Below are 23,432 nucleotides of genomic sequence, written 5' to 3' on the forward strand. Positions count from 1 at the left end.
GATCTTCTTTCTTTTTATTGCGGAAATTATATTCCTTATTTTCCTTGATTCTTTAATAAGTCTCTGATTTCTGCCAACAAATCTTCTTGTGTTGGTGCTGGTGGTCCTGCAGGCTCTGGTTCTACAGCTGCTGCTTCTTTCTTTCTCAATTGATTAATTCCTTTAACCATAAGAAATACACACAGAGCTAATAACGTAAAGTTGATTACTTCTGTAATAAAACTACCGTAAGCGAAAATAACGTTTCCGTCAATGCCTCTTGCCGCAGCTAATGGAGCTCCGTCTGCCGCCTCTCCTTTTAGTACTAAGTACATATTTGAGAAATCAGGTGTACCAATAATAGCAGAAACTAAAGGCATAATAACATCATTTACTATACTTGTAACGATTTTACCAAATGCTCCTCCAATGATTACCCCTACTGCTAGGTCCATTACATTGCCTTTTACAGCAAATTCTTTAAATTCTTTTAAAAATCCCATAGTTAAAATTTTATTGATTGGTTTTAACAAAAATACTTATTTTATTCGAAAAAAAAACTTTTTTTTACTCTTCAAAGAAAATTCTTTTAACTCTTTGAGACACACTTGTTAGAATCTCATATGGAATGCTGTGTATCGCTTCCGCAATAACGGTTGTTGGAAGATCTTCCCCAAAAATAATAACCTCGTCCCCTTCTTTACAATGAATTGCACTCACATCGACCATTAACATATCCATACAAATCGAACCCGTAATCGGTGCTTTTTGCTGCTGTATCAAAACATAGCCTCCGTTGCTTCCCCAAACGCGATGAATACCATCGGCATATCCAATGGGCACCGTTGCAATTTTAGTCGGTTGAGTGGCTCGAAAACGGCGACCATAGCCCACGCTCTCGCCCGCATCAATTTCTTTGATTTGCATAATCTGCGTTTTCAAGGTACTTACATTGCGCAACGCCTTCATTTCCTCTTTATCATTGCCAATACCATACAACCCAATCCCCAAGCGAACCATATCCATTTGATATGCTGTAAAATTGTATATGCCCGACGTATTTAAAATGTGTAAAATTGGTTGAATATTTAATTGCTCCTTAATATAGGTACTGCTTTGTTCAAACAACTTCATTTGGTTTAAAGTAAAATCGCGATACATTTCCATATCACTAGAAGAAAGATGAGAAAAAATAGATTGCACAGCTACTACATTGGTTTGTTTAAGAAGCGCGATTAACTCATCGAGTTCTGCTGTCAAAAAACCGTGGCGATGCATACCTGTTTCTACCTTAATATGTATAGGGTATTGATCCGCGTTTTTTTCGCGTGCAATTTGAAGGAAAGCGCGAAGCTCACGGATCGAATAAATTTCAGGTTCTAGGTCGTAGGCAATCATAGCAGAAAAGGCACTAATTTCGGGATTCATCACAATGATATTGGTTTTAATTCCCGCTTTGCGCAGCGCAATTCCCTCATCGGCAAACGCCACACCGAGGTAATTTACTTTTTCATGCGCCAACAATTTTGCAATTTCCACACTGCCATGTCCATAGCCAAACGCCTTGACCATAACCATCGTTTTTGTTTCTGGCTTTAATTTGGCGCGATAATAATTCAAATTATGACGAATAGCGGTTAGGTTAACCTCTAAAATAGTCTCATGGGTTTTTTCTTCCAACAAACTGACAATTTTATCGAAGCGAAAACCACGAGCTCCTTTCACTAAAATAGTTTCGTCTACAAAATCATCAAGCGCTATCTTTTGTAAAAATTCAGCCGTAGACGAAAAAAAACGCATACCTGGCAACTCCATAGCAAATTGTGCTATTTCTTCGCCTATGCAAATTACCTTGCCAATGCCGTAATTTTTCAACAAGATATTTATTTGTTTATAGAGTGCTTTCGGTTCTATGCCGCTGTGAAAAACATCGGACAAAATAACCGTTTTATTAGCATGGCTTCGGTGCTTCTCTAAAAAGTCTAACGCTATGCTTAACGATTGAAAATCGGAACTATATGCATCGTCAATTATCGAGCAGTTGTTAATTCCTTTTTTTACTTGCAAGCGCAATTCTACGGCATACAATTTTTTAATGCGCTCCTGAATGACAGAAATATCATAGGCCAACACAAGCATAGCTAAAATACAAGTCATGCTATTTTTTATTGCAGTCGCATCTGTAAACGGCAATTCCACTGAAAAAGTTTCTACCTTATTATAATAGAGTTGGACAACATGCTCCGTTACTACCCCATACAGATTTGCCTCTGTATCGGTTAAACTCCAGCTAATATAGGTAGCGGAAGGAGGAATCGCGTCAAGAATATCTTTCCTTTTCTCGCCTAAAATGACAGATGTATGGGCAAAAAGCGCCATTTTCTCTTTAATTTTTTGGAATTCGCTCACAAAACCTTCTTTGTGTTCATCGGTAATCGAAGTCAAAATACCCAAAGTTGGCTTTACAATTGGCTCGAGATTTTGCATCTCGTTGACCGTTGAAATACCCACTTCAAATACCCCTAAGGTGTGTTGTTCTGCCATGCCAAATACAGAAAGTGGAACGCCGGTTTGTGAATTGTAACTCTTGGGACTTTTAATGATTGTATATTCCATATTGAGCAGGAAATTCAACCATTCTTTTACTACGGTTTTTCCCCTACTCCCGGTGATTCCCACAACGGGAATATCGAATTTTTGGCGATGCCAAGCAGCAGCTTGTTGCAAAGCCTTGAGGGTGTCGCGAACCACAAAGTACGTAACTCCTGCTTGCACTTTTACCTTATCTCGTTGAGAGATAACAAAATATCGAACCCCTAATTGAATCAGTTCTTGAATATAGGCATGTCCATTGTGATTTTGTCCAACGAGAGCAAAAAACAAAGTCGTGTCATCGTTGAGCAACGTTCGACTGTCTACGGATACACGATTAATTTCAAAGCGTTCCTCTGCTTGCTCACCAAGGACTTCGGCCTGTAGCACTGTACAGAAATTTGCGGCAACGATATACATGAATTAGTCTTTAATCATTTGTAGGCACAAAGGTAAGGGGTTCGCCTGTTTTTTAGCGCTATAAATTACATTTTATATACGCCCAACCCTCTTCTTGTTTTTCAATAATAGCGATTAAACCCGAAGGCACGTAGTTCACTTCTTCGAAAATATCTGTTTTGTCTATCTGACGCACGCGAATGGTATTTTCACAAGCAAAAAACTGAACTCCTCTTTGAAAGGCTTGCTTTAAGGCATCACCAACCATCGTCTTTGATTTTCGCACCATTCCAATCGCTGGGCCATGCACAACAACGTGAATATTTACATCATCTCCCCAATGGTTTCTAATATTCGTTACATAGGTCATTAAAGCGTTTTGTTCATTAATATTTTCCGTATTCATTTGAAAAACAACGCTATGTTTTTTTGCTGTATTCATAATTGTACTCGTTTATTTTTGTTTTTTTGTTGATTAAATATAAAGCTACTAAATCCTTTTTCATTATCCGATATTTTCTTTTGTTTTTTATAGCTTTTAGCCCACTATTACTGAAAATCATAACTGAATGTATCAAAAGTTACTGTCCACCTACAAAATAATACAGAAATTTGCTCCATACATTATTTAATACACTTGTTATGATGCATTGGATTTATGAACCTTGGCCTTGGTATATTGGCGGAATTTTTATTGCTACAACCTTAATTCTCCTCTTGCTTATGGGGAAGACATTTGGATTTTCCTCCAATTTGAGAACGATTTGCGCAATGGCTGGCGCTGGAAAAACTTGTGACTTTTTCTGCTTTAATTGGAAAGCACAAACGTGGAATTTACTTTTCTTAGTAGGAACCATTCTCGGTGGTTTTATCGCATATCACTTTTTAAGTGTTGATGCTGCTGCCATTCCATTAGGAGAAACGACAGTTACAAAACTACATGCCTTGGGAATTGAAAGTGCAGGCCAAGCGTATGTACCCACTGAGCTCTTTGGTCAAGGTGCCTTTTCATCCGCAAAAACAATCGGTTTGCTCTTAGTCGCTGGCTTTTTTGTAGGTTTTGGATCGCGCTATGCTGGTGGTTGTACCTCTGGACATGCCATTACTGGCTTAAGCAACTTTCAGTTACCTTCGTTAATCGCCGTAATTGGCTTCTTTATCGGCGGACTCATCATGGTTCACCTCATCTTTCCTTTCTTATTTTAACCTCGACAAAAAATGAAAAAAATAGCTTATTTAGCAGTAGGTCTGTTGTTTGGTATTGGAATGTTTAAATCAGGGGCTGCTTCTTGGTTTAGAATCTATGAAATGTTTCAATTTGACAGCTTTCACATGTATGGCATTATGGGGACAGCATTGACACTTGCTGTGCTAGCAACGCTACTCATCAAAAAGAAAAAAATAAACGATTTCTCAGGAAACCCTATTGTCTTTCAACCCAAAGAAAAGAGCATCGCACGCTATTTGATTGGCGGTATCTTTTTTGGATTAGGTTGGGCCTTAGGCGGTGCTTGTCCTGGACCGATGTTCGCCTTGGTTGGAGCTGGATTTTATCCTATTATCATTGCTATTGTTGGTGCTTTAGCTGGTACTTGGTGCTATGGTCTGGTAAAAAGATGGTTACCCCACTAAAATTTAGGGGTGGATGTTCTCTATTTTTTGATACATAAAATCATTTAGCCTATCTTTAAATCCAAACTATTGGAGGAGTTATTATGGGACACATTATTAGAGAAAAATACAGCAGCCATTTTGAAGAAAAACTGCTGGATGAAATCATCGAAGTATCCACGATAAAAGATTTTACAGAAGGTGAACGCCTAATGGAAATTGGAGAGTACATCAAAAAAATCCCCTTGTTGTTATCAGGGGCCATTAAGATCATTCGCGAAGATCAACGAGAAGGCGAAATTGTGCTTTATTACATCGAAGAAGGTGACACTTGTGCTATGACGCTAACCTGCTGTTTGGGAGAAACCAAGAGTCAGGTGCGCGCTATTGCGGAAACTGACGGGGCTGTTATCTTAGTTCCTGTCAGCAAAATGGACGATTGGTTGGTTCGCTATAAGAGTTGGCGCAACTTTGTTTTAGCCAGCTACAACAACCGCATGAATGAGTTGCTAACTGCTGTAGATAGCTTGGCCTTTATGAATATGGAGGAGCGTTTGTGCAAACTCTTACAAGACAAGGCCAAGATTTACAACAGCACCTTCATCAACAACACCCATCAAGAGCTAGCCGAAGAACTTAACACCTCTCGTGTAGTTATTTCGAGAATTTTAAAAACATTAGAGAATCAAGGAATTATTCGCCTAAATAGGAAATACATTGAATTACTTAAAAATACCTAACCCATGAATGTAGAAATTGTCGGATATGCTTTAGCACTGTTAGTAGGTATTTCACTGGGCTTAATTGGCAGCGGAGGATCAATTTTAACCGTGCCTATTTTGGTGTATATACTAAAAATAGAGCCTTTTTTAGCAACGGCATATTCGCTTTTTATCGTTGGATCAACTGCTTTGGTTGGGGGTGTACAGAATGCTATTAATCGCAAGGTAAACTACAAGTTGGTCTTGCTCTTTGGTCTCCCCTCTCTACTTGCCGTTTATGTGATGCGTGCCTATGTATTGATTTTAGTGCCTGATACGATCGCCTTTGGATCGCTGAATCTATCCAAGAATGTAGTGCTCATGGTGTTTTTTGCCCTCGTGATGTTCGCATCCGCTATGAAAATGATTCGCCCCAAAACCATACAACAAACGCAATCTCAACCTCAACAAACTCAATTGATGCTGCAAGGCGTTCTTGTTGGAGTAGTCGCAGGGACTGTAGGAGCTGGTGGAGGATTTCTGATTATTCCGGCCTTAATTTTATTTGCCAATATCAGTATGAAAGAAGCTGTGGGCACCTCCTTGTTTATCGTAGCTATTCAATCGCTCATTGGCTTTTTAGGTGATGCTGGTAACCCCCTAATTGATTGGCACTTACATCTTTATTTTAGTGCGATATCGATCATCGGCATATTTATCGGCATTTTCCTCACGCGTTTTATTCCCGATCGAAACCTCAAAACAGGATTTGGCTATTTTGTATTACTCATGGCCCTCTACATTTTTATCAAAGAAGTGTTTTTCTAGTTTGTAACTTAGGTTACAGCACAATTCAAAACATCTTCTTACTTTTACTATATCAATAAAAAAATAAACAAGACTTATGAAGATAGAACAAATTTATACTGGATGTTTAGCACAAGGTGCTTACTATATAGAAAGCAAGGGTGAAGTTGCGATTATCGACCCGTTGAGAGAAGTACAGCAATATGTAGACAAAGCAAACAAAGCTGGTGCGTCTATCAAATACATTTTCGAAACGCATTTCCATGCTGATTTCGTGAGTGGGCACGTTACTTTAGCAGAAAAAACAGGTGCACCAATTGTATATGGTCCCAATGCTAATCCAACGTTTAAAGCGCATATTGCTACAGATGGAGAAGTATTTCACTTAGGAGATATCACCATTACAGCACTACACACGCCTGGTCACACCATGGAAAGTACAACCTATTTATTAAAAGATGAACAGGGCAAAGACCATGCAATTTTCACAGGAGACACCTTGTTTTTAGGGGATGTAGGGCGTCCGGATCTCGCGCAAAAAGCGGCTAACCTAACGCAAGAACAACTCGCAGCGACTTTATACCACAGCTTACGCGATAAAATCATGCCATTAGCTGATGACGTTATTGTTTATCCAGCGCATGGCGCAGGCTCAGCCTGCGGAAAGAACCTAAGTAAGGAAACTGTAGGGACTTTAGGCGACCAAAAACAAACAAACTATGCCTTGCGCGTCGATATGACCGAAGCAGAATTTGTACAAGAAGTAACTGACGGACTATTACCTCCGCCTGCATATTTTCCCCTCAACGTAAAGTTAAACAAAGAAGGATATGCCAATGTGGAGACTATTATTGACAACAATCGCGCATTATCACCTAGTGAATTTGAAACAGTTGCTGAAGAGTCTGGCGCATTGCTCCTCGACGTAAGAGCAGCTGCAGATTTTGCTCAAGGACATATTCCTGGGGCCATTTTCATTGGACTCGACGGACAATTCGCTCCGTGGGTGGGTGCTTTAATCACAGATATCAAACAACCGATATTGATTATTGCGCCGGAAGGACGTGAACAAGAGTGTATCATTCGTTTATCACGCGTGGGTTACGACAATTCATTGGGCTATTTAGCTGGTGGTTTTGACGCTTGGAAAAACGCGGGTAAAGAATACGATACCGTACAACAGATCACAGCTACAGAACTGGAAACAGCAATCAACACAGGAGATATCTCTATTTTTGATGTTCGCAAACCAGGTGAATTTAACGCTGCACATATCGACTACAAAAACCTCAATCACACCCCTTTGGATTTCTTAAACGATCATTTGGCTGAATTTCCAACTACAGGAAGTTTCTATATTCACTGTGCTGGTGGATACCGCTCGTTGATCGCTGCTTCTATACTAAAAGCTCGAGGATACCACAACATGATTGATGTAATCGGCGGATTTGGCGCAATCAAAAATACGGGAATTGCCTTGGCAGACAATAGCTGTACGTCTACTTGTTCGTCTAACGTAAAGTAATAACTATGACAAAATTTGAAGCGTTAATCCAATCCGATCAATTTGTACTAGTCGATTTTTTTGCAACCTGGTGTGGTCCATGTCAGATGCAAGCTCCCGTACTCGAAGAAGTAAAGGCCTTGTTGAAAGATGAGATTACCATCATCAAAATTGACGTGGATAAAAATCAGGCGCTTACCGCTCAATACAGCACCCAATACAACATGAGAGGTGTTCCTACCCTCATGCTGTTTCGAGCAGGTAAACTCTTGTGGAAACAATCCGGATATACGGATAAACAAACGCTATTACATCAGTTTAACCAATTTAAAAACAAGTATTAGAAGCCTTATTCCCTTGTTTTTCTGAATAAATCAACTCAAGCACTTAGGTCTAGATCTAAGTGCTTTTTTTTGCTTTTGTCTTGCCGTTAAACTTAATTATTTGTTAATGAGTAACATATTCCCTAAACTTGCGTCTTATTCTTCTAGGGTTCATTCTCAAAAAGCACAAGCTGAATGAATTCTAACCAATCTATTTAAAACCATCAAAAATGAAAAGATTATTTTACACTCTTGTCTTTGTAAGTGCTATTGGTTTTTCCAATTTTGTAGCTGCACAACAAGCAAGTAAAGCGAGTTATGTTACTCAAGTTGAAGATATTAAGGAATACAAGCTAAGCAATGGCCTTCAAGTTTTACTCATTCCCGACGCTTCACAAAACAATTTAGTTGTTAACATTGTTTATAAAGTAGGGTCAAAACACGAGGGTTATGGCGAAAAAGGAATGGCTCACTTATTAGAGCACATGCTTTTTAAGAGCACAAAAAACTTGGGAGACATCAAGAAGATGCTTTCGGATAAAGGAGGATCAGCCAACGGTACGACCTATTACGACCGTACGAACTACTATGAGATATTTCCTTCTACAGATGAAAACTTATCTTGGGCCATAGAAATGGAAGCGGATCGCATGATCAATGCAACCCTACTACAAGAAGATTTAGACAAAGAATTTTCTGTGGTGCGCAATGAGTTTGAAATTGGAGAAAACAGCCCAACAGGCGTATTAATGGAGCGCACAGCCAATACGGCCTACCTATGGCACAACTACGGATTAAGCACTATCGGATCGAAAGAAGATATTGAACGCGTTAAAACACCTCAATTGAGAAGGTTTTACGAAAAATACTACCAACCCGATAATGCGGTTCTAGTAATCGCAGGTAAATTTGACGAAGCGAAAGCCATCGGATATATTGAGCAATACTTCTCTGTTATTCCTAAGCCTACACGCGTATTGGACGAGATCCTAACTGTTGAACCTGCACAAGATGGTGAAAAATACATTGAAGTAAAACGCAATGGCGATAGTAAACACATCCAAATGTTGTACCACACAGCTTCTTATGCAGATAAGGACTACGCGGCATTGGCAGCATTAGAGCTCATTCTAAACAATGATCCATCGGGATATTTACACCAAGCCTTAGTGGAAACACAAAAAGTTTCATCGTTATGGGCATATAGTCCTACAGTAAGAGACGCGAGTTTTATGCTATTCAACTTCGACGTTCCCAATGATAAAGATCAAATGAACACATTAGCCGAAATTAAGGCTGAAATGGCAAAAATTGGCGATATTACCTATACACAGGAAGATATTGATCGCGCAAAGACCAATCTTTTAAAAGGTATCGAAGCCTTGCACAACAATACCATCTACACCGCTATCAACTTAACGGAAATCATCGGTTCTGGCGATTATCGCTTGGGATATTTGTACCGCGACAATATTGAAAACCTAACAGTAGAAGATATCAAACGCGTGGCCAAAAAATACTTTACAGACAACAACAGAACTGTAGGTTTATTCATCCCAACAAAAGATGAAGTACGCGTAAAACCAACCGAATTCTTGAATACGGATATCGACGCTTTAGTCAAAGACTACAAAGGAAAGGAAACAGCGCATGACATTCGAGACTTTGCTCCTACTATTGCCAATTTACAACAAAACTACACCTCAGGTCAATTGAGTAATGGAATGAAATTTGGTAGTATTGACAAGGATTTAAAAGGGGAAAAAGTTAGTATATCGATTCAAATTCCCGTAGGAAATCAAAAGGACCTTCACAACAAGCAATACATCGGATCATTTACAGCATCCATGTTAACTTCGGGAACTAAGACCTTGTCTAAACAGGAAATTAAAGATCAGTTAGACCAATTGAAATCGAGTATAGCTATCAATTTCAGTGGTCAAAACATTATGATTTCTGTTTCTTCCTACCGCAATACCATCAAAGAAACGATGGATATTCTAGAAGATGTACTGAAAAACCCGGTATTCCCAGCAAGTGAATTGACCAAGTTAAAATTAGAATACACCACATATTTGGAAGGAAACTTAAATGACCCTCAGGCGGTTGCCTTCAAAAAAATAGCACAAGCTACCTCAAATGAAGAGAAGGGAAGTATTTTCTATTCAGGTAGTATACAAGAAGATATTGATGGATTCAAGGCGGTTACCATCGAAGAAATTAAAGAGTTCTACACAAAATTCTTTGGCGCAAACAACGGTGTTGCTACGGTACTGGGTATGTCTGATCAAGCACAAACCAAAGAGATGCTAGAGCGCGTATTAGGAAACTGGAACAACCAAGTGAAATTTGAAAGAGCTTATCCTAAATTCTTTACAACCAAACAAAGTAAGGATATTATTCAGACAGCAGACAAAGAAAATGCCGCTGCTGTTGGAAAGTTAAACTTTGAAATGAACAAATCTAACCCCGATTTTGCAGCCTTAACTTTTGCTAATGAAGTTATGGGAGGTGGCTTTATGACCGCTCGTATTCCACAAAGATTACGCGAAAAAGAAGGCATTAGCTACGGAGCTGGTACTTATCTATCCGTTCCTACTGATGTGAATAACAACAATTCATCGTGGATGATTTACGCTTTCTTGAATCCGACCAAACGCACAGAAGTAGAAACAGCCATCAACGATGAGTTCGCTAAATTAGTTGCCAATGGAATTACCGAAGAAGAGCTACAAACAAACAAAAAGAGCTGGAAAAACGCAAGACAAACGAATTTAGGTAATGATGGTTATTTAATGTCTCTATCTAATACTTACTTGATGTACAACACTCCTTTCAGCGAGTTTGACAAGCTAAATGACGATATTGACAAGCTAACCGTAAAACAAGTGAATGCTGCAATTAAGAAATACTTGCAACCTTCAAAGTTCACAACCATTTATGTGGGTGATTTTACGAAGAAATAAATCCATAAAAAAGAAGCTGTCTAATAAGCGTTTCAAGATAGAACCTCATCTAATTTTTAGGTGAGGTTTTTTTGTGAATATTCCCTTGATTGTCGCTGTTTGTGTTACGATGAAATCAGATGTTTTGCTCAACAGGCAACCCCTTGTTATGGCCCTATTTCGTGCTATTCTATTTTTTCAAATTCAAAAAAACCTACAATACCACCTTCCATACTCTTCCACTTTTTGGAAAAAAAAGAGTTCATTTCCATTATTTTCCGAAAAAAAAATAACCAACTAAATTTCAGTATTTTGAAATGAACGAGATAAGTACTTGTAAAGGGTTTGTAAGGGGAAAGTTAATACTTACAAGGGTTTTAGGCCCTTTTACCAATGTTTTCCCTTACAAACCCCTTACAAACCCCTTACAAACCCCTTACAAACCCCTTACTAACCCCTTATTAACCCTTAACCATCTACTTATACCCTCAGACGTTACCCATTCGTCAATCAACGTTTGTTGCAGCAAGAAATCATTGGAGTGGGTGGTACTGGAAGCGAATAAGAATATTACTGATCGATTTCCACACAAGAACTTCCCCTTCTGCAATATTGACGCGTTCTAATGCATCAATTGGTTGTACAGCTGGTTTTTGGTCAGTGTCTTTACATACATATAAAGCGAATAGAGCTAAAATAAGGATTACTTTTATCGCAGTTTTTATCGATGGCTCACTTATTTTTCACAAAAAAAAAGACTATCCCAAGAGGAGATAGTCTTTATATCGAACGAATAATCGTTTTAATCATTTAATTTTAATACAGCCATAAAAGCCTCTTGTGGAATTTCAACGTTACCTACTTGGCGCATACGTTTCTTTCCTGCTTTTTGTTTTTCTAGTAATTTACGCTTACGAGAAATATCCCCCCCATAACATTTTGCTGTAACGTCTTTACGCAATGCTTTTACAGTTTCACGAGCAATTACTTTTACTCCAATTGCTGCCTGAATTGGAATGTCGAATTGTTGACGTGGGATCAATTCTTTCAATTTCTCACACATTTTCTTTCCAATGTGATAGGCGTTATCCGCGTGCATTAAAGCAGATAGAGCATCGACTACGTTGGCATTCAACATGACATCTACTTTCACTAAGTTTGACGTACGCATACCGATAGGTGAGTAGTCAAAAGAAGCATATCCTTTAGAAACTGTTTTTAAGCGATCGTAAAAATCGAATACAATCTCCGCTAAAGGCATATCAAACATCAACTCAACACGGTCTTCTGTCAAATACGTTTGGTTGGTGATGATTCCGCGCTTTTCGATACACAAGCTCATTACAGGTCCAACGAAATCGGCTTTAGTAATGATTGTTGCTTTGATATAGGGTTCTTCTACGCGTTCTAATTTTGAAGGTTCAGGCAAGTCAGAAGGGTTGTTTACCACGATTGGCGTTTCTGGGTTTTTCTTGGTGTACGCCAAATACGACACGTTGGGAACCGTTGTAATAACCGTCATGTTGAACTCTCTTTCAAGGCGCTCCTGAATAATCTCCATATGTAGCATTCCCAAGAATCCACAACGGAAACCAAATCCTAGAGCAGCTGAACTCTCTGCCGCAAAAACCAAAGAAGCATCATTCAATTGCAATTTCTCCATCGAGTTACGCAATTCTTCGTAATCTTCAGTATCTACAGGATAAATACCCGCGAATACCATCGGTTTTACGTTTTCGAATCCTTCAATCATATTTTGAGTCGGTATCTTCGCATCTGTAATGGTATCTCCAACCTTTACTTCTTTTGCTTCCTTAATACCCGAAATCAAATACCCTACGTCTCCACTAGAGATCACTTGTTTGGGAACTTGATTTAATTTTAAAGTACCAATCTCATCGGCAAAGTACTCTTTGCCTGTCGCCATAAATTTGATCTTCTGACCCTTTGTAATTTTTCCATTGATAACACGGAAAATTACTTCGATTCCACGAAATGGATTGTACACTGAGTCAAAAATAAGCGCTTGTAATGGCTCCTCAACATCACCTTTTGGAGCAGGAACTCTCTCGATGATGGCTGATAATATTTCTTCTACTCCTAAACCTGTTTTACCAGAGGCAGGAATAATTTCTTCGTAATCACAACCCAATAGGTTGACAATGTCGTCACTTACTTCTTCAGGATTAGCACTTGGCAAATCAATCTTATTTAAAACAGGAATAATGGTCAAATCATTCTCTAAAGCTAAATACAAGTTTGAAATAGTTTGCGCTTGAATACTCTGAGCAGCATCTACAATTAATAACGCACCTTCACAAGCCGCAATAGATCTAGAAACTTCGTAAGAGAAATCTACGTGTCCTGGTGTGTCAATTAAGTTTAATATATATTTTTCACCTTTGTATTCATACTCCATTTGGATCGCATGAGATTTAATTGTAATCCCGCGCTCACGCTCCAAATCCATACTATCCAAAAGTTGATTTTGTTGCTCACGTGCACTTACCGTTTGTGTAGCATCTAACAAACGATCTGCTAACGTACTCTTTCCATGGTCAATGTGAGCAATAATACAAAAGTTTCTAATGTTCTTCATCTTGGTTATATCCATTATTATAAGATCAGTAAAGTAAAAAAGTCAGAAGAAATAGGACTTCTTATCCCCGTGATCTAAGTTGTAAGACTTTCGTTTTATTTTAATTACAAACAATACGCCTATATTTTGCAAATATACTTTAAAGTTTGAATTTTTGGAGGAGATATTCACTTTTAATCGCGAGAAAAAAAACGTTTTTATTTATACTTCACTGCCAAAGAGAGGAGGTGCCTCTGCTTTTGCAAATAAAAAGAACCTTCACCCCTCACAATATTCCCGCATGCTCATTCGTTTTCTCCGAAGATTTTCCGTATTTTAGTGTACAAAATTTACGCTGTCATGAAAAAAATTATCCTTGTATTTGCTTTCACATTAAGCTCTTTAGTTGGATGTAGTCAGAAGAGTGATGTTATCCAAGATTACGCAACACTTCCCTCTTATTTAAAAGAGGTCTCTGGCATGTCATACGACGCCCATTCACATACGTTTTGGATGCTACAAGATAGCGGAAACAAAAATGAATTATATCAAATTGACTCCTTAGGTCAGGTGATACATACGCTCAAAATTGACAAGCAAAAAAATCGAGATTGGGAAGAGTTAACGGCTGATACAGATGGGAATCTATACATTGGCGACTTTGGAAACAACAAAAACAGTCGCCGCGATTTACAGATCATCAAGATTGACAAAAACAACTTAACGGCTACAGAAACTGAACCAGCCTACGTTATTACTTTTGATTATCCAGAACAGAAAGAATTTCCTCCTAAAGCGACAGAAATGCTTTATGATGCAGAAGCTTTTTTCTACTATGATGATCATTTTTACCTGTTCACCAAAAATAGAAGTAAAGCTTTTGATGGCACTTCTTTGGTCTATAAAATCCCCAATGTAGCGGGACATCACCAAGCCGAATACGTACAGACCTTTAGAGGGTGTAACGTATACAAACACTGCGCTATAACTGGAGCCGCAATTAGCCCAGATCAAAAGACCTTTGTCTTGCTCTCTCACACGAAACTATGGATTGTAGACAACTTCAATCCCAATGCCATTTTAGATGGGCGAATCCAAGAACACAAGCTCTACCACGATACACAAAAAGAAGCTGTCACCTTTGGGGATGACAGCACTTTATATATTTCCGATGAAGTAAAAAAGAAATCTGGAGGTAAGATTTACAAGGTAAACTTGAATCAATTAAAACCCAAATCCTAAGCCAAAGACAAATCGCCCGCCATCTTCACTGTAAAAATACGAACAGTGTAAGGTGGCTTGTTCTATGGCATTCACCCATAAACCTGCCCCATAGGCATTATGCCATTTGGAAGAGTCTTCTCCTGGTGTCCAAACGCGTCCATAGTCAAACCCCGTATACAAACCGTAAGACATTGGAATGAATCCTGCGGTAAATTGTCCAGCGTTAAAACGCAAGTCTGTTGTTTGAACAAAAGAGGTTTTTCCGGTAAAGCGCTCTGGTCTAAATCCTCTTAAATTGGTATTTCCTCCTATGGTAGCCCCGTGATAGAAATCGTAATTGGAATTCAATCGGGTTTGATATGTAAAATTCGTTGCTAAAACCAGTCGCTCACTACGCTCTAAATAATGTGCAAAACTTACTTTTGCATCTAAGAACGGAAAGTTTTGCTTGCTGTCCTCCAAGTTAGTTCTCCATCCCACTGTGGTGTGGAAGGCAAATCCCTTGGTCGGATTCGCCTGTTTGTCATACTGCTGAAAATCATAGCTTGCTTGCAATGTTGCATATTGCTGAAAATCAAACACCTTTTGATCCACTACAGCTGAACTACTGCTCACAAAACGGTTGGATTTATCTTGAACTTTCATTGCTTTATATTCGGCTTTTACTTCAAAAGCCCCTCCGTTTTCCCCTTGATATTTATAGCCGGGCGCAATAGCGTAACTTTCCATTCGAACGCGCTTGTATTCAGTGCCCATTTCCTTGTCGAAATACGTCGTCTCATTACCAATTCCATAGTAGTTTATTGCAAAATTTGGACTAGTTGCTCTCGCGTTTAGCGTAAAACCCCAGTTGTTAGTTGTATTGGGAAAATGCCCCGTATACTCCCCTTCTACTCCCTTGGTATTAAAGGAATAAAACCCTTTAATCACGTGCTTTGCTCGATAGGGATCTTGCACAAATGTTTTGCGTGTTGACGAATACAAAAATCCCAATTTTACTCCGTCTTCAGGATTATAACCAATATTAGGCAATAACATGTTGACAGTCAAAGGCAGTTTTTTGTAATTAAAGTTGTTCAAGTCATAGCGATTTGTAAAATGGTGTTTTGCTGCTACACCAGTCTCAGCGATTTCGTTATTCTTATCTGCGTAATCGTATACAACCACATTTTTTCCCTGCTCCACTTGGAAGGTATCTTTGTTTTTTCCTCCAATTAAACGCAACTTAATTGTTGCCTTTTTACTTCCCTCTACGATAAAGGTATCTTCGTCATTCAATCCGTATACCCAAATTTCTTTAGTTTCCTTAGGGTCATATGTTTTTTCAAACACAAATTCTTGTCCTTCTTTCTTATCTCTGAACTGGGTCAAGTGGATCGAACCATCGTCTTGACGATTGAATTTGAAGGTATCTTTTTTGTCTGTTCCTGACAACACAACGTATTTGCGCAATTCCTTGTAATAAAGAGGAATATAGGCTACTATTTTTTTCTTGCGTTCTTTGAGTATGGCTTTGATTTGTTCCACGTCTTCACCTTGTACTTCTTTGGGTAACTGAGCAAAAATTGCATCAATACTTTCATCGTCTAGCGCCTCTACAACGGATTGAGCTTCTCTGACCCAGTCAGCTTCTGACGTCGACTTGAGCAAGTATTGATCAAGGGGAAATGCCGTGTGATTAATCCAGCGCGGGGCAGCAAAGTCAGCGGTGTAATTTTGCATATGGCGCAGCATAGGCAATTTTTTAATTAGTGACAATAGAGCTCCATCTATCTTGGCAAACGCCTGATCGCGATCTCTTGGTACTGGGCGGTAGATTGTTTGTTCTTCTTCTTTAAACTCAGACCACCTCCATTGATCACCATGTCTATCCCAGTCGCCAATTAACATATCAAAGATTCGCGAACGCAAGTAGAGCTGTTCATCTACGGCGTATTTATCATTTTTTCTCAAATTGGCAATCACATCTGTAGTACTGATAATTTTGGCTGCATTTCCAAAACTAGTGGCTTCTTCATGTCCTTCGCTGGGACGTTCTTCAATCATGTACAGCTCATCGCCATACTTTGAATTGAATGCGCCCAAGGCTTGTTGTTTGGGGATGTAGTACAGCTCAGGATTCGTGTGATAAATCCCAACCTTATCCGACAATTCGCCAATGATAAAAGGTGTATAGGGATGGGCAGTTGTATAGAAATCATAAATAAAACCCTCCGCCCAAGTATTGTCAAATGACTCCATGACATATTGGTCCGTAAAGACAGCCGTTTGCAAGAAACGGGATACACTTTTTCGCACGCCACGCATAACGTATTGTGTACCATTTTTATCGGCCAATCGCAGCGACAGTGATTGATTTCCACCACCGGAGATCAAAGGTGTCAATCCTCCCTTTAAGCTATCTAAATTTGCCACAGGGGCCAAAATAGGTTGTCCATAAGTCGAACGATAGTGTTCGCCCCACAGGAAGCGATACAGCCTGCCTTTTTTCGTCCATGGTGTCGGATATACACTTGCTAAGATCGAATCACTTTTAGGTGCTCCAAAATCTGTAGTATGCTCTGGTTCTGGCGTAAAAATTTGTCTTTTCCACAAGGGCTGATGTTTACCTTCTGCAAACGAATAAAACGTCAAATAACTGCTTTTATCAGCTGCTATTTCCAGCGTTGCATACCCCAATTGACCAGCAGAAAAACTACCGGCTTCAATCGCTCTAGCAGGAGATAAATCTCCCAATGCGCCACTGATTACTTGTTTTACTCCATTCTTTTCCACATATTGTAAGTTGCGCTCGTGTCCTGATACCAAAACGACGTTGTCGTACATCTGAGCCATCGTTTGCAAGCGTTTATTCAATGTGTTGTATTTTTTTCCTTGTAAATCTTGTACGTGTATACCAGAAACCGCTCTAGTGTAGTTCCATACAGAACCTATAACAGGCATTGGGATTTTCGCATCCAACGGATACAGATGGTCGCGCAGGGAAAAGTACCCCCCGTAATTTCCAGTACTGTACACAGGGTGGTGCAGTGCTAATACAACAATCTTATTTTGATTTTTGTTGATTTCCCCTCTTAGTTCATCGAAGAAATCTTCGCGTGTTTTAATATCACAGTCTTCATTCATATTGGGTTGTTTATCCCAATTTTCCAAATACCATTGGCTGTCTACGGTAATTAGTACCGTTTCATCATTAATCTTCAGTCGTTCGAAACCACATACTTTACGCGGCAAAAGCGCTTTTTTATCTTCTAGGGTTGTCGCTAAAAACTTAGAAATATCTTTAATTCCTTCATATCCTTTTTTCCATTCAGCCTCTCCGTTGATAAAAACCGTTTCCCCTTTAAAGTGCTTTGACCAAGTCAACGCCGTATTTAATCGGATGTCATCGGGTTGCTTTAGTTGCTTTTTTTGTATATTATCTCCAAGTAAAACTAGCGTTGACTGTTTGTCTGCTTGTTGAAAAACACGACTCAACTCGGCAATATGGGCTTGTTCCTGCTCCGTTTTTGCTGCAAGTAGATTTCCGACAAAATAATAGGTGTGTACAATTTTATCTGCTGTTGGGCGTTGTTGTAGCAGTAGTTGTTCCTTGTCCATGTGCCCTTGTGGGTGTAGCGTAGCACAAGAATACAACAGCACAACAAGAAGAAAATAAGCTATTGGCTTAATTTTAATATACAGTTCGGGGTTTTGACTAAATAATTTCATATTTTTAAACCTAATAAAGAGGGTTGCTATGACTATTTTACAAAAAGTTGAAGAGTATATCTTTCAACTATACAAAGATACATTATCACAACAATATACCTATCATAATTTTAACCATACTATCCGCGTAGTAAATGGTTTAGACGAGTTATTAGAACAAATCAGTGTCAGTGAAAAAGAGGCGATGAATTTAAGACTTGCGGCGTGGTTTCACGATACTGGCTACACGATATCATGTGAGGAACACGAGAAGCACGGTGCCGCTATTGCGGAACAATTTCTGCAAAACCAAGGCATTGATGTAGCGGACATTCAGTGTATACAAGCGCTTATTTTAGCGACAAAATTAGATCATGTACCAACCAATCTGTTAGAGTGTATTATCAAAGATGCCGATTTTGCACATATGGCGGACAAGGACTTTAGCGAAGTAAGCAATTTGCTATTAAAGGAATTAATCACTACTTGTAACTATGCTTTCACACAAGAGGAATGGAACCAACAGAACCTAAATTTTCTCGTTTATAAGCACCGTTACTACACAGATTACGCCCGACAAAATTGGCAACCCAAAAAACAACAGAATATTTTTGACATTCAATCGCGTATTGAAAAAGACAAGAAAAAGAAAGAAAAAACAGAGAAAAGAGAACATTTTAGATCCATCGATACTTTGTTTCGCACCACGCTGCGCAATCACACTCAACTGAGTGCTATCGCAGATCGCAAAGCAAATATTCTACTGTCGGTGAATGCAATCATCATTTCCATCTGCTTATCTACGCTAATTCCCAAACTGGATAGCCCGTCAAACGCCCATTTGATTGTTCCAACCTTTGTGTTAATCTTCTTCAGTGTAGCCACCATTATATTTGCAATTATGTCGACTAGACCTAAAGTAACCACAGGCACTTTTTCTCAAGAAGAAATTGAAAATCACACGGTAAACTTGCTTTTCTTTGGTTCATTTCACAAAATGCCTTTAGATGAATACTACAAAACCCTGCGAAATTTAATTCGCAAAGAAGAAAACATATACGAAGCCCTGACTACCGATTTGTACTATTTAGGTAAGGTATTACACCGCAAGTATACCCTATTGCGCATGACGTATACCATTTTTACTGTTGGTATACTCGCATCGGTTGTTGCCTTTGTTCTCGCGTTTAGAGGTATTGGTTTCTAAGGAAATTCACCATGAGTTGGGGATAATCCAGTCGCTCTAGATTAAAGTCTACATTCACCAGCACCCGCAGTCCAATTAACCCAGAAACGCCTTGCAAATCCTCAACCTCAAAAGCTTGAATAGTTGATTCTAACAGCCCGAGATGCTGTAAGTACTTGACGTATGCCATATATTCATCGCGATCGGCATAAGAGGCAAATACAATGGCGATACTCTTCGGTTGTACGATGCGCTCTTCGGAGTTTTGAATCATTGCTTTGTCCAAGCGTTTTTTGATAATTTCATATCGAGTATTGTAGGAACCGTCAATGTCAAAACGCTTTTCATCCATTCGAAACTGAATACTCAACGAGGCGTCATACACTAAAATCAACGAGGTAGCGTCCATGGGTATTTTATCCTGTATGTTGTTGCGGTAATGCACACACATTAGCTCTGCCATCACCTGTAGTTGCCACAAGCGCAAGTTTTGCAAATACGTAATATCAAAGGGACGATCAGGGCAAATAGAATCGCCAATATACATATTGTGTTCTACTCCATCGGTTTTAAAACGCTCGTAATAATGCGGATAGACCTCTTGGGCCTGTTTTTGTCTCTTGTCTAAAATATCGGAATAACACTTGTTAATGCGTCCAATCTGCTTGTCAAATACTTTGCGGTAACGGTAGTACACATCGAGTTCATAATCGACATACGCAAAGTATTCATTTAACTTTTCTGCGTGAAACAGATAGCTCTCTTTTCGCAATAAAGGGTGTATTTCTTCTCGAATATAGTTTTGAATGCGTTGCTCTAATCCTGAATAAAATTGATTTTTTACCTGCTTATAATACGCTTGAATTTTCAAGCGATGCTTTTCCAACAAGATATTATCGCTAGCATCCATAAAATCTTCTAGCAAATCTGACAATTGAGTTAACTGCGTCATCAAATCTTGTTGAATGGCGTTATTGCGCAATTGGCTAGACCCTTTGATATCTATTTCACCATATAGAGGAAACACGTCAGGAAATACAATAGGTCTGAGCATATAGTTTTTATCTGCCACGCTATCTAGGTAGTTTTTCTGTGCTTCTTCGAGAAATTTCCAATACACACTTGGATGGATGGTCGTGTATTCGCGTTGTATAATTGCTTCGATGTGATTTAAAGCATCGGTTCTCACGCGCTCCATGGTCTCGGAAATGATCGGCATGAGTTCATTCAATTTTTGTGCACTCACACTGTGCAAATCGCGTGGATTGCTCGACACGATTTCCAAGATTCCCTCAATTCCTGTCGAGGTGATAATCGGGCTAAATAAACAGCTTCGAACCCCCTTTTTCTCGAGGTTTTGACACATTTCACGATGATCTTCATTTTGGGTTTCTGCCTGAACGTTGGAAATACTAAAGTATTGCTTCTGAACCATCAATTGGCGATAGGCTTGGGCAGAAATAACGATTTTGCTTTGTTCTTCATTGAGCAAATAGCTATTGACAATCATGGCGTTTTGTAGCTCTGCTTGTGTAGTAGAGTCGCCGCGCAACACCGTCAATCCGACTTTGAGATTAGGCAACTTAAAAATAGAACTAAACAATTGATTGATAAAATCACCCAATGGTTTGCGTTGTAGTTCTGTTTTCAAGAAGCTTTCTTTTAGCAGTGACAAGGCATTTTCAAAGGTAACATCGACCAAACTCAACAAGCCGAATCCCTTGAGGTTCCAGCTTTTCTGCGGAAAATAGCGTTGCCAGAGTTCGAAATTATCGTAGTTATCTTGTAGTAATTCGATGTCTTCTTGGGTGAGCATTACGGCGTTTTCCCTTGGGGAAAGTTCGACAAAATCCGCGTTATACAACACGCGATAATATCGCGTAATGCCGCGCTTATCTGGTAAATCAATAAATAGTGGTTGGCTGAGATCAAAGGTCGTGTTGAAGTAAAAATTCATAATTATACAACAACACGCAATATAGTATTCGTTTTGATTAAAGTTGCGTATTTCCCCTGTATAGCGTCCTCCTGCATCGATAATAATTTGCTTAAAACGCCTGGTGTGGTTGAACATGATATTTTGAAAAGGCATAGAAACCGCCTTAATCTCATTGTCTGACAAAGCCGAAGGAAAGATAACATCAAAGAGTTCTTTCACCAAACTTTCATAGGTATCTGCCAGGGGGTTATCAATCACCTCTTCATCGACGATCAGCTGTTGATCAGCTCTAGCTAAAAGATCTTCGTAATACGCTTTCTTATACGGATTTCCATAGTCAAGCGCAATATACTTCCTCAATTCTTCTTTTAGCTTGTCAAAGGAGAATTCGATGTGGAACGGGGTCAATTCAAACGCTTTTAATCTCATGTCATGTACTTCAATAAGGGTTTAAAGATACGGAATCCCTTAGTTTTAATTCCGTTTCCGCCGATTTATCTTCTTTCAAAAGTTCTAAAAAACGAAAAAATAAAATATTGTACTTTTGCAGGAAATATCGAAAACGATTATGATTAAAATTGGCAATATAGAATTACCTGATCATCCGCTTCTTTTGGCGCCCATGGAAGATGTGAGTGATCCTCCTTTTCGCCGTTTGTGTAAAAAGCACGGGGCGGATTTAATGTATTCCGAATTTATCTCTTCTGAAGGATTAATTCGCGATGCGATAAAGAGCAAGATGAAATTAGATATTTTTGATTACGAACGACCAGTTGGTATTCAGATTTTTGGTGGAGACGAAGAAGCGATGGCGATGTCAGCGCGCATAGTTGAAACAGTACGTCCTGACTTAGTGGATATTAATTTTGGGTGTCCGGTAAAAAAGGTCGTTTCCAAAGGAGCTGGAGCAGGTGTATTGAAGGACATTGACTTGATGATCCGCCTAACTAAAGCAGTTGTATCGAGTACCTCCTTGCCTGTTACGGTCAAAACGCGTTTGGGGTGGGATGAGGAGTCGATTAACATAGACGAAGTAGCTGAGCGACTACAAGATGTGGGAGTACAAGCCTTGACCATCCACGCGAGAACCCGCGCACAAATGTACAAAGGACACTCCGATTGGACCCATATTGAACGCATTAAGAACAATCCGCGCATCAAAATACCAATTTTTGGCAATGGCGATATTGATAGCCCACAAAAAGCCCTAGAATACAAAGAAAAATTCGGTTTAGACGGTATGATGATTGGTCGTGCTGCGATTGGATACCCATGGATTTTTGACGAAATAAAGCACTATTTCCAAACGGGTGAACTCCTAGCCCCACCGACGATTCAAGATCGCTTAGAAGCGGCTAAAAACCATCTGATTTGGTCGATGGAATGGAAAGGAGAGCGCTTGGGTATTGTAGAAATGCGTCGCCACTATACCAATTACTTCAAAGGTATCCACAGTTTTAAACCACATCGCCTGAAATTAGTTACTACAGATGACGTAACGGAGTTACTGAACTTATTTGACCAAATTGCTGAAGAATACAAAGATTATGTGATTGGAGAATAGTGAGTGGTGAATAGTGAGTGGTGAATAGTGAGTGGTGAATAGTGAGTGGTGAGTAGTGAGTGGTGAGTGGTGAGTGGTGAATTCTTATGAAGAGAAAATCAAACAAAGAGCAATAAAAAAAGGGATGAGTTTATTTAAAACTCATCCCTTTTTTATTGAAGAGAAATTGCCTGAAATAACTCAGCTCTTTTAATAATCTTATGTTGCTCGTTGCTCGTTGTAAACCGCAATTATCTTACAAACGAAGAAACTAAACAAACCGTACAAACCGTACAAACCGCGCGAACCGCGCAAACAACAAATCGTAGATTCATCGAACACCAAAACCAATATAAACTAGGTGAGATAAACCGCGCAAAAAACAAACCGTAAAAACCGCGCAAAAAACAA

The 23,432-nt window shown here is 39.2% G+C and carries 16 protein-coding genes; 10 read left to right on the forward strand and 6 right to left on the reverse strand.

The annotated features are described in order from the left end of the window. Positions 1–35: 35 nt before the first annotated feature. The 3 genes from mscL to H4K35_RS10975 form a co-directional block, all read right to left on the reverse strand. Entirely contained in the window at positions 36–482 is a 447-nt protein-coding gene (gene mscL, locus H4K35_RS10965) for a large conductance mechanosensitive channel protein MscL (RefSeq protein ID WP_182627904.1), read from the reverse strand. Positions 483–546: 64 nt separating this feature from the next. Further along, positions 547–2,991 carry a bifunctional UDP-N-acetylmuramoyl-tripeptide:D-alanyl-D-alanine ligase/alanine racemase gene (locus H4K35_RS10970; protein ID WP_182627906.1) on the reverse strand — a complete coding sequence of 815 codons (2,445 nt, stop codon included), beginning with the start codon at positions 2,989–2,991 and terminating at the stop codon, positions 547–549. Positions 2,992–3,049: 58 nt separating this feature from the next. Next, positions 3,050–3,412 (reverse strand): DsrE family protein, encoded by a 363-nt coding sequence (locus H4K35_RS10975; protein WP_182627908.1) that lies wholly within the window; start codon positions 3,410–3,412, stop codon positions 3,050–3,052. 203 nt (positions 3,413–3,615) lie between these two features. Here H4K35_RS10975 and H4K35_RS10980 point away from each other — a divergent pair, with 203 nt between their 5' ends. The 7 genes from H4K35_RS10980 to H4K35_RS11010 all read left to right on the forward strand — a co-directional run bounded on the left by H4K35_RS10980 (position 3,616) and on the right by H4K35_RS11010 (position 10,882). After that, positions 3,616–4,176 carry a YeeE/YedE family protein gene (locus H4K35_RS10980; RefSeq protein ID WP_182628005.1) on the forward strand — a complete coding sequence of 187 codons (561 nt, stop codon included), beginning with the start codon at positions 3,616–3,618 and terminating at the stop codon, positions 4,174–4,176. A 12-nt stretch (positions 4,177–4,188) separates the two neighbouring features. After that, the gene (locus tag H4K35_RS10985) at positions 4,189–4,602 is read left to right on the forward strand and encodes a DUF6691 family protein (protein ID WP_182627911.1); all 414 of its coding nucleotides are present in this window, start codon (positions 4,189–4,191) and stop codon (positions 4,600–4,602) included. 83 nt (positions 4,603–4,685) lie between these two features. Further along, positions 4,686–5,321, forward strand: coding sequence for a Crp/Fnr family transcriptional regulator (locus tag H4K35_RS10990; protein ID WP_182627913.1), 636 nt, complete (start codon positions 4,686–4,688; stop codon positions 5,319–5,321). A 3-nt stretch (positions 5,322–5,324) separates the two neighbouring features. Further along, positions 5,325–6,110, forward strand: coding sequence for a sulfite exporter TauE/SafE family protein (locus H4K35_RS10995; RefSeq protein WP_182627915.1), 786 nt, complete (start codon positions 5,325–5,327; stop codon positions 6,108–6,110). Positions 6,111–6,186: 76 nt separating this feature from the next. Next, complete coding sequence (locus tag H4K35_RS11000; protein WP_182627917.1) at positions 6,187–7,614, forward strand: rhodanese-like domain-containing protein; 1,428 nt, start codon at positions 6,187–6,189, stop codon at positions 7,612–7,614. A gap of 5 nt (positions 7,615–7,619) precedes the next feature. Continuing rightward, positions 7,620–7,937 carry a thioredoxin gene (trxA, locus tag H4K35_RS11005; RefSeq protein WP_182627919.1) on the forward strand — a complete coding sequence of 106 codons (318 nt, stop codon included), beginning with the start codon at positions 7,620–7,622 and terminating at the stop codon, positions 7,935–7,937. 209 nt (positions 7,938–8,146) lie between these two features. Further along, positions 8,147–10,882, forward strand: a complete 2,736-nt coding sequence (locus H4K35_RS11010) for a pitrilysin family protein (RefSeq protein ID WP_182627921.1) — start codon at positions 8,147–8,149, stop codon at positions 10,880–10,882. Between the two features lie 781 nt (positions 10,883–11,663). Here H4K35_RS11010 and lepA read toward each other — a convergent pair. Next, positions 11,664–13,460: a translation elongation factor 4 gene (gene lepA, locus H4K35_RS11015; protein ID WP_182627924.1), complete on the reverse strand. Its 1,797-nt coding sequence runs from the start codon at positions 13,458–13,460 to the stop codon at positions 11,664–11,666. A 339-nt stretch (positions 13,461–13,799) separates the two neighbouring features. Here lepA and H4K35_RS11020 point away from each other — a divergent pair, with 339 nt between their 5' ends. Beyond that, positions 13,800–14,681, forward strand: coding sequence for an SdiA-regulated domain-containing protein (locus H4K35_RS11020; RefSeq protein ID WP_182627926.1), 882 nt, complete (start codon positions 13,800–13,802; stop codon positions 14,679–14,681). On the opposite strand, the gene H4K35_RS11025 is transcribed toward H4K35_RS11020, so the two are convergent. Continuing rightward, positions 14,664–18,374 carry a metallophosphoesterase gene (locus tag H4K35_RS11025; RefSeq protein ID WP_182627928.1) on the reverse strand — a complete coding sequence of 1,237 codons (3,711 nt, stop codon included), beginning with the start codon at positions 18,372–18,374 and terminating at the stop codon, positions 14,664–14,666. The genes H4K35_RS11020 and H4K35_RS11025 overlap by 18 nt on opposite strands. A gap of 28 nt (positions 18,375–18,402) precedes the next feature. Here H4K35_RS11025 and H4K35_RS11030 point away from each other — a divergent pair, with 28 nt between their 5' ends. Beyond that, a complete protein-coding gene (locus H4K35_RS11030) occupies positions 18,403–19,560 on the forward strand; it encodes a Pycsar system effector family protein (protein WP_182627930.1) in 1,158 nt (385 codons plus the stop codon). On the opposite strand, the gene H4K35_RS11035 is transcribed toward H4K35_RS11030, so the two are convergent. Further along, on the reverse strand, positions 19,541–21,907 hold the full coding sequence (locus H4K35_RS11035; protein WP_182627932.1) for a hypothetical protein: 2,367 nt from the start codon (positions 21,905–21,907) through the stop codon (positions 19,541–19,543). The two genes, H4K35_RS11030 and H4K35_RS11035, sit on opposite strands and share 20 nt — an antisense overlap. Positions 21,908–22,046: 139 nt before the next feature. Here H4K35_RS11035 and dusB point away from each other — a divergent pair, with 139 nt between their 5' ends. Next, the gene (gene dusB, locus H4K35_RS11040; RefSeq protein WP_182628007.1) at positions 22,047–23,042 is read left to right on the forward strand and encodes a tRNA dihydrouridine synthase DusB; all 996 of its coding nucleotides are present in this window, start codon (positions 22,047–22,049) and stop codon (positions 23,040–23,042) included. Positions 23,043–23,432 lie beyond the last annotated feature (390 nt).

This window comes from Myroides sp. NP-2, assembly GCF_014145665.1.
Taxonomy (GTDB): Bacteria; Bacteroidota; Bacteroidia; order Flavobacteriales; family Flavobacteriaceae; genus Flavobacterium.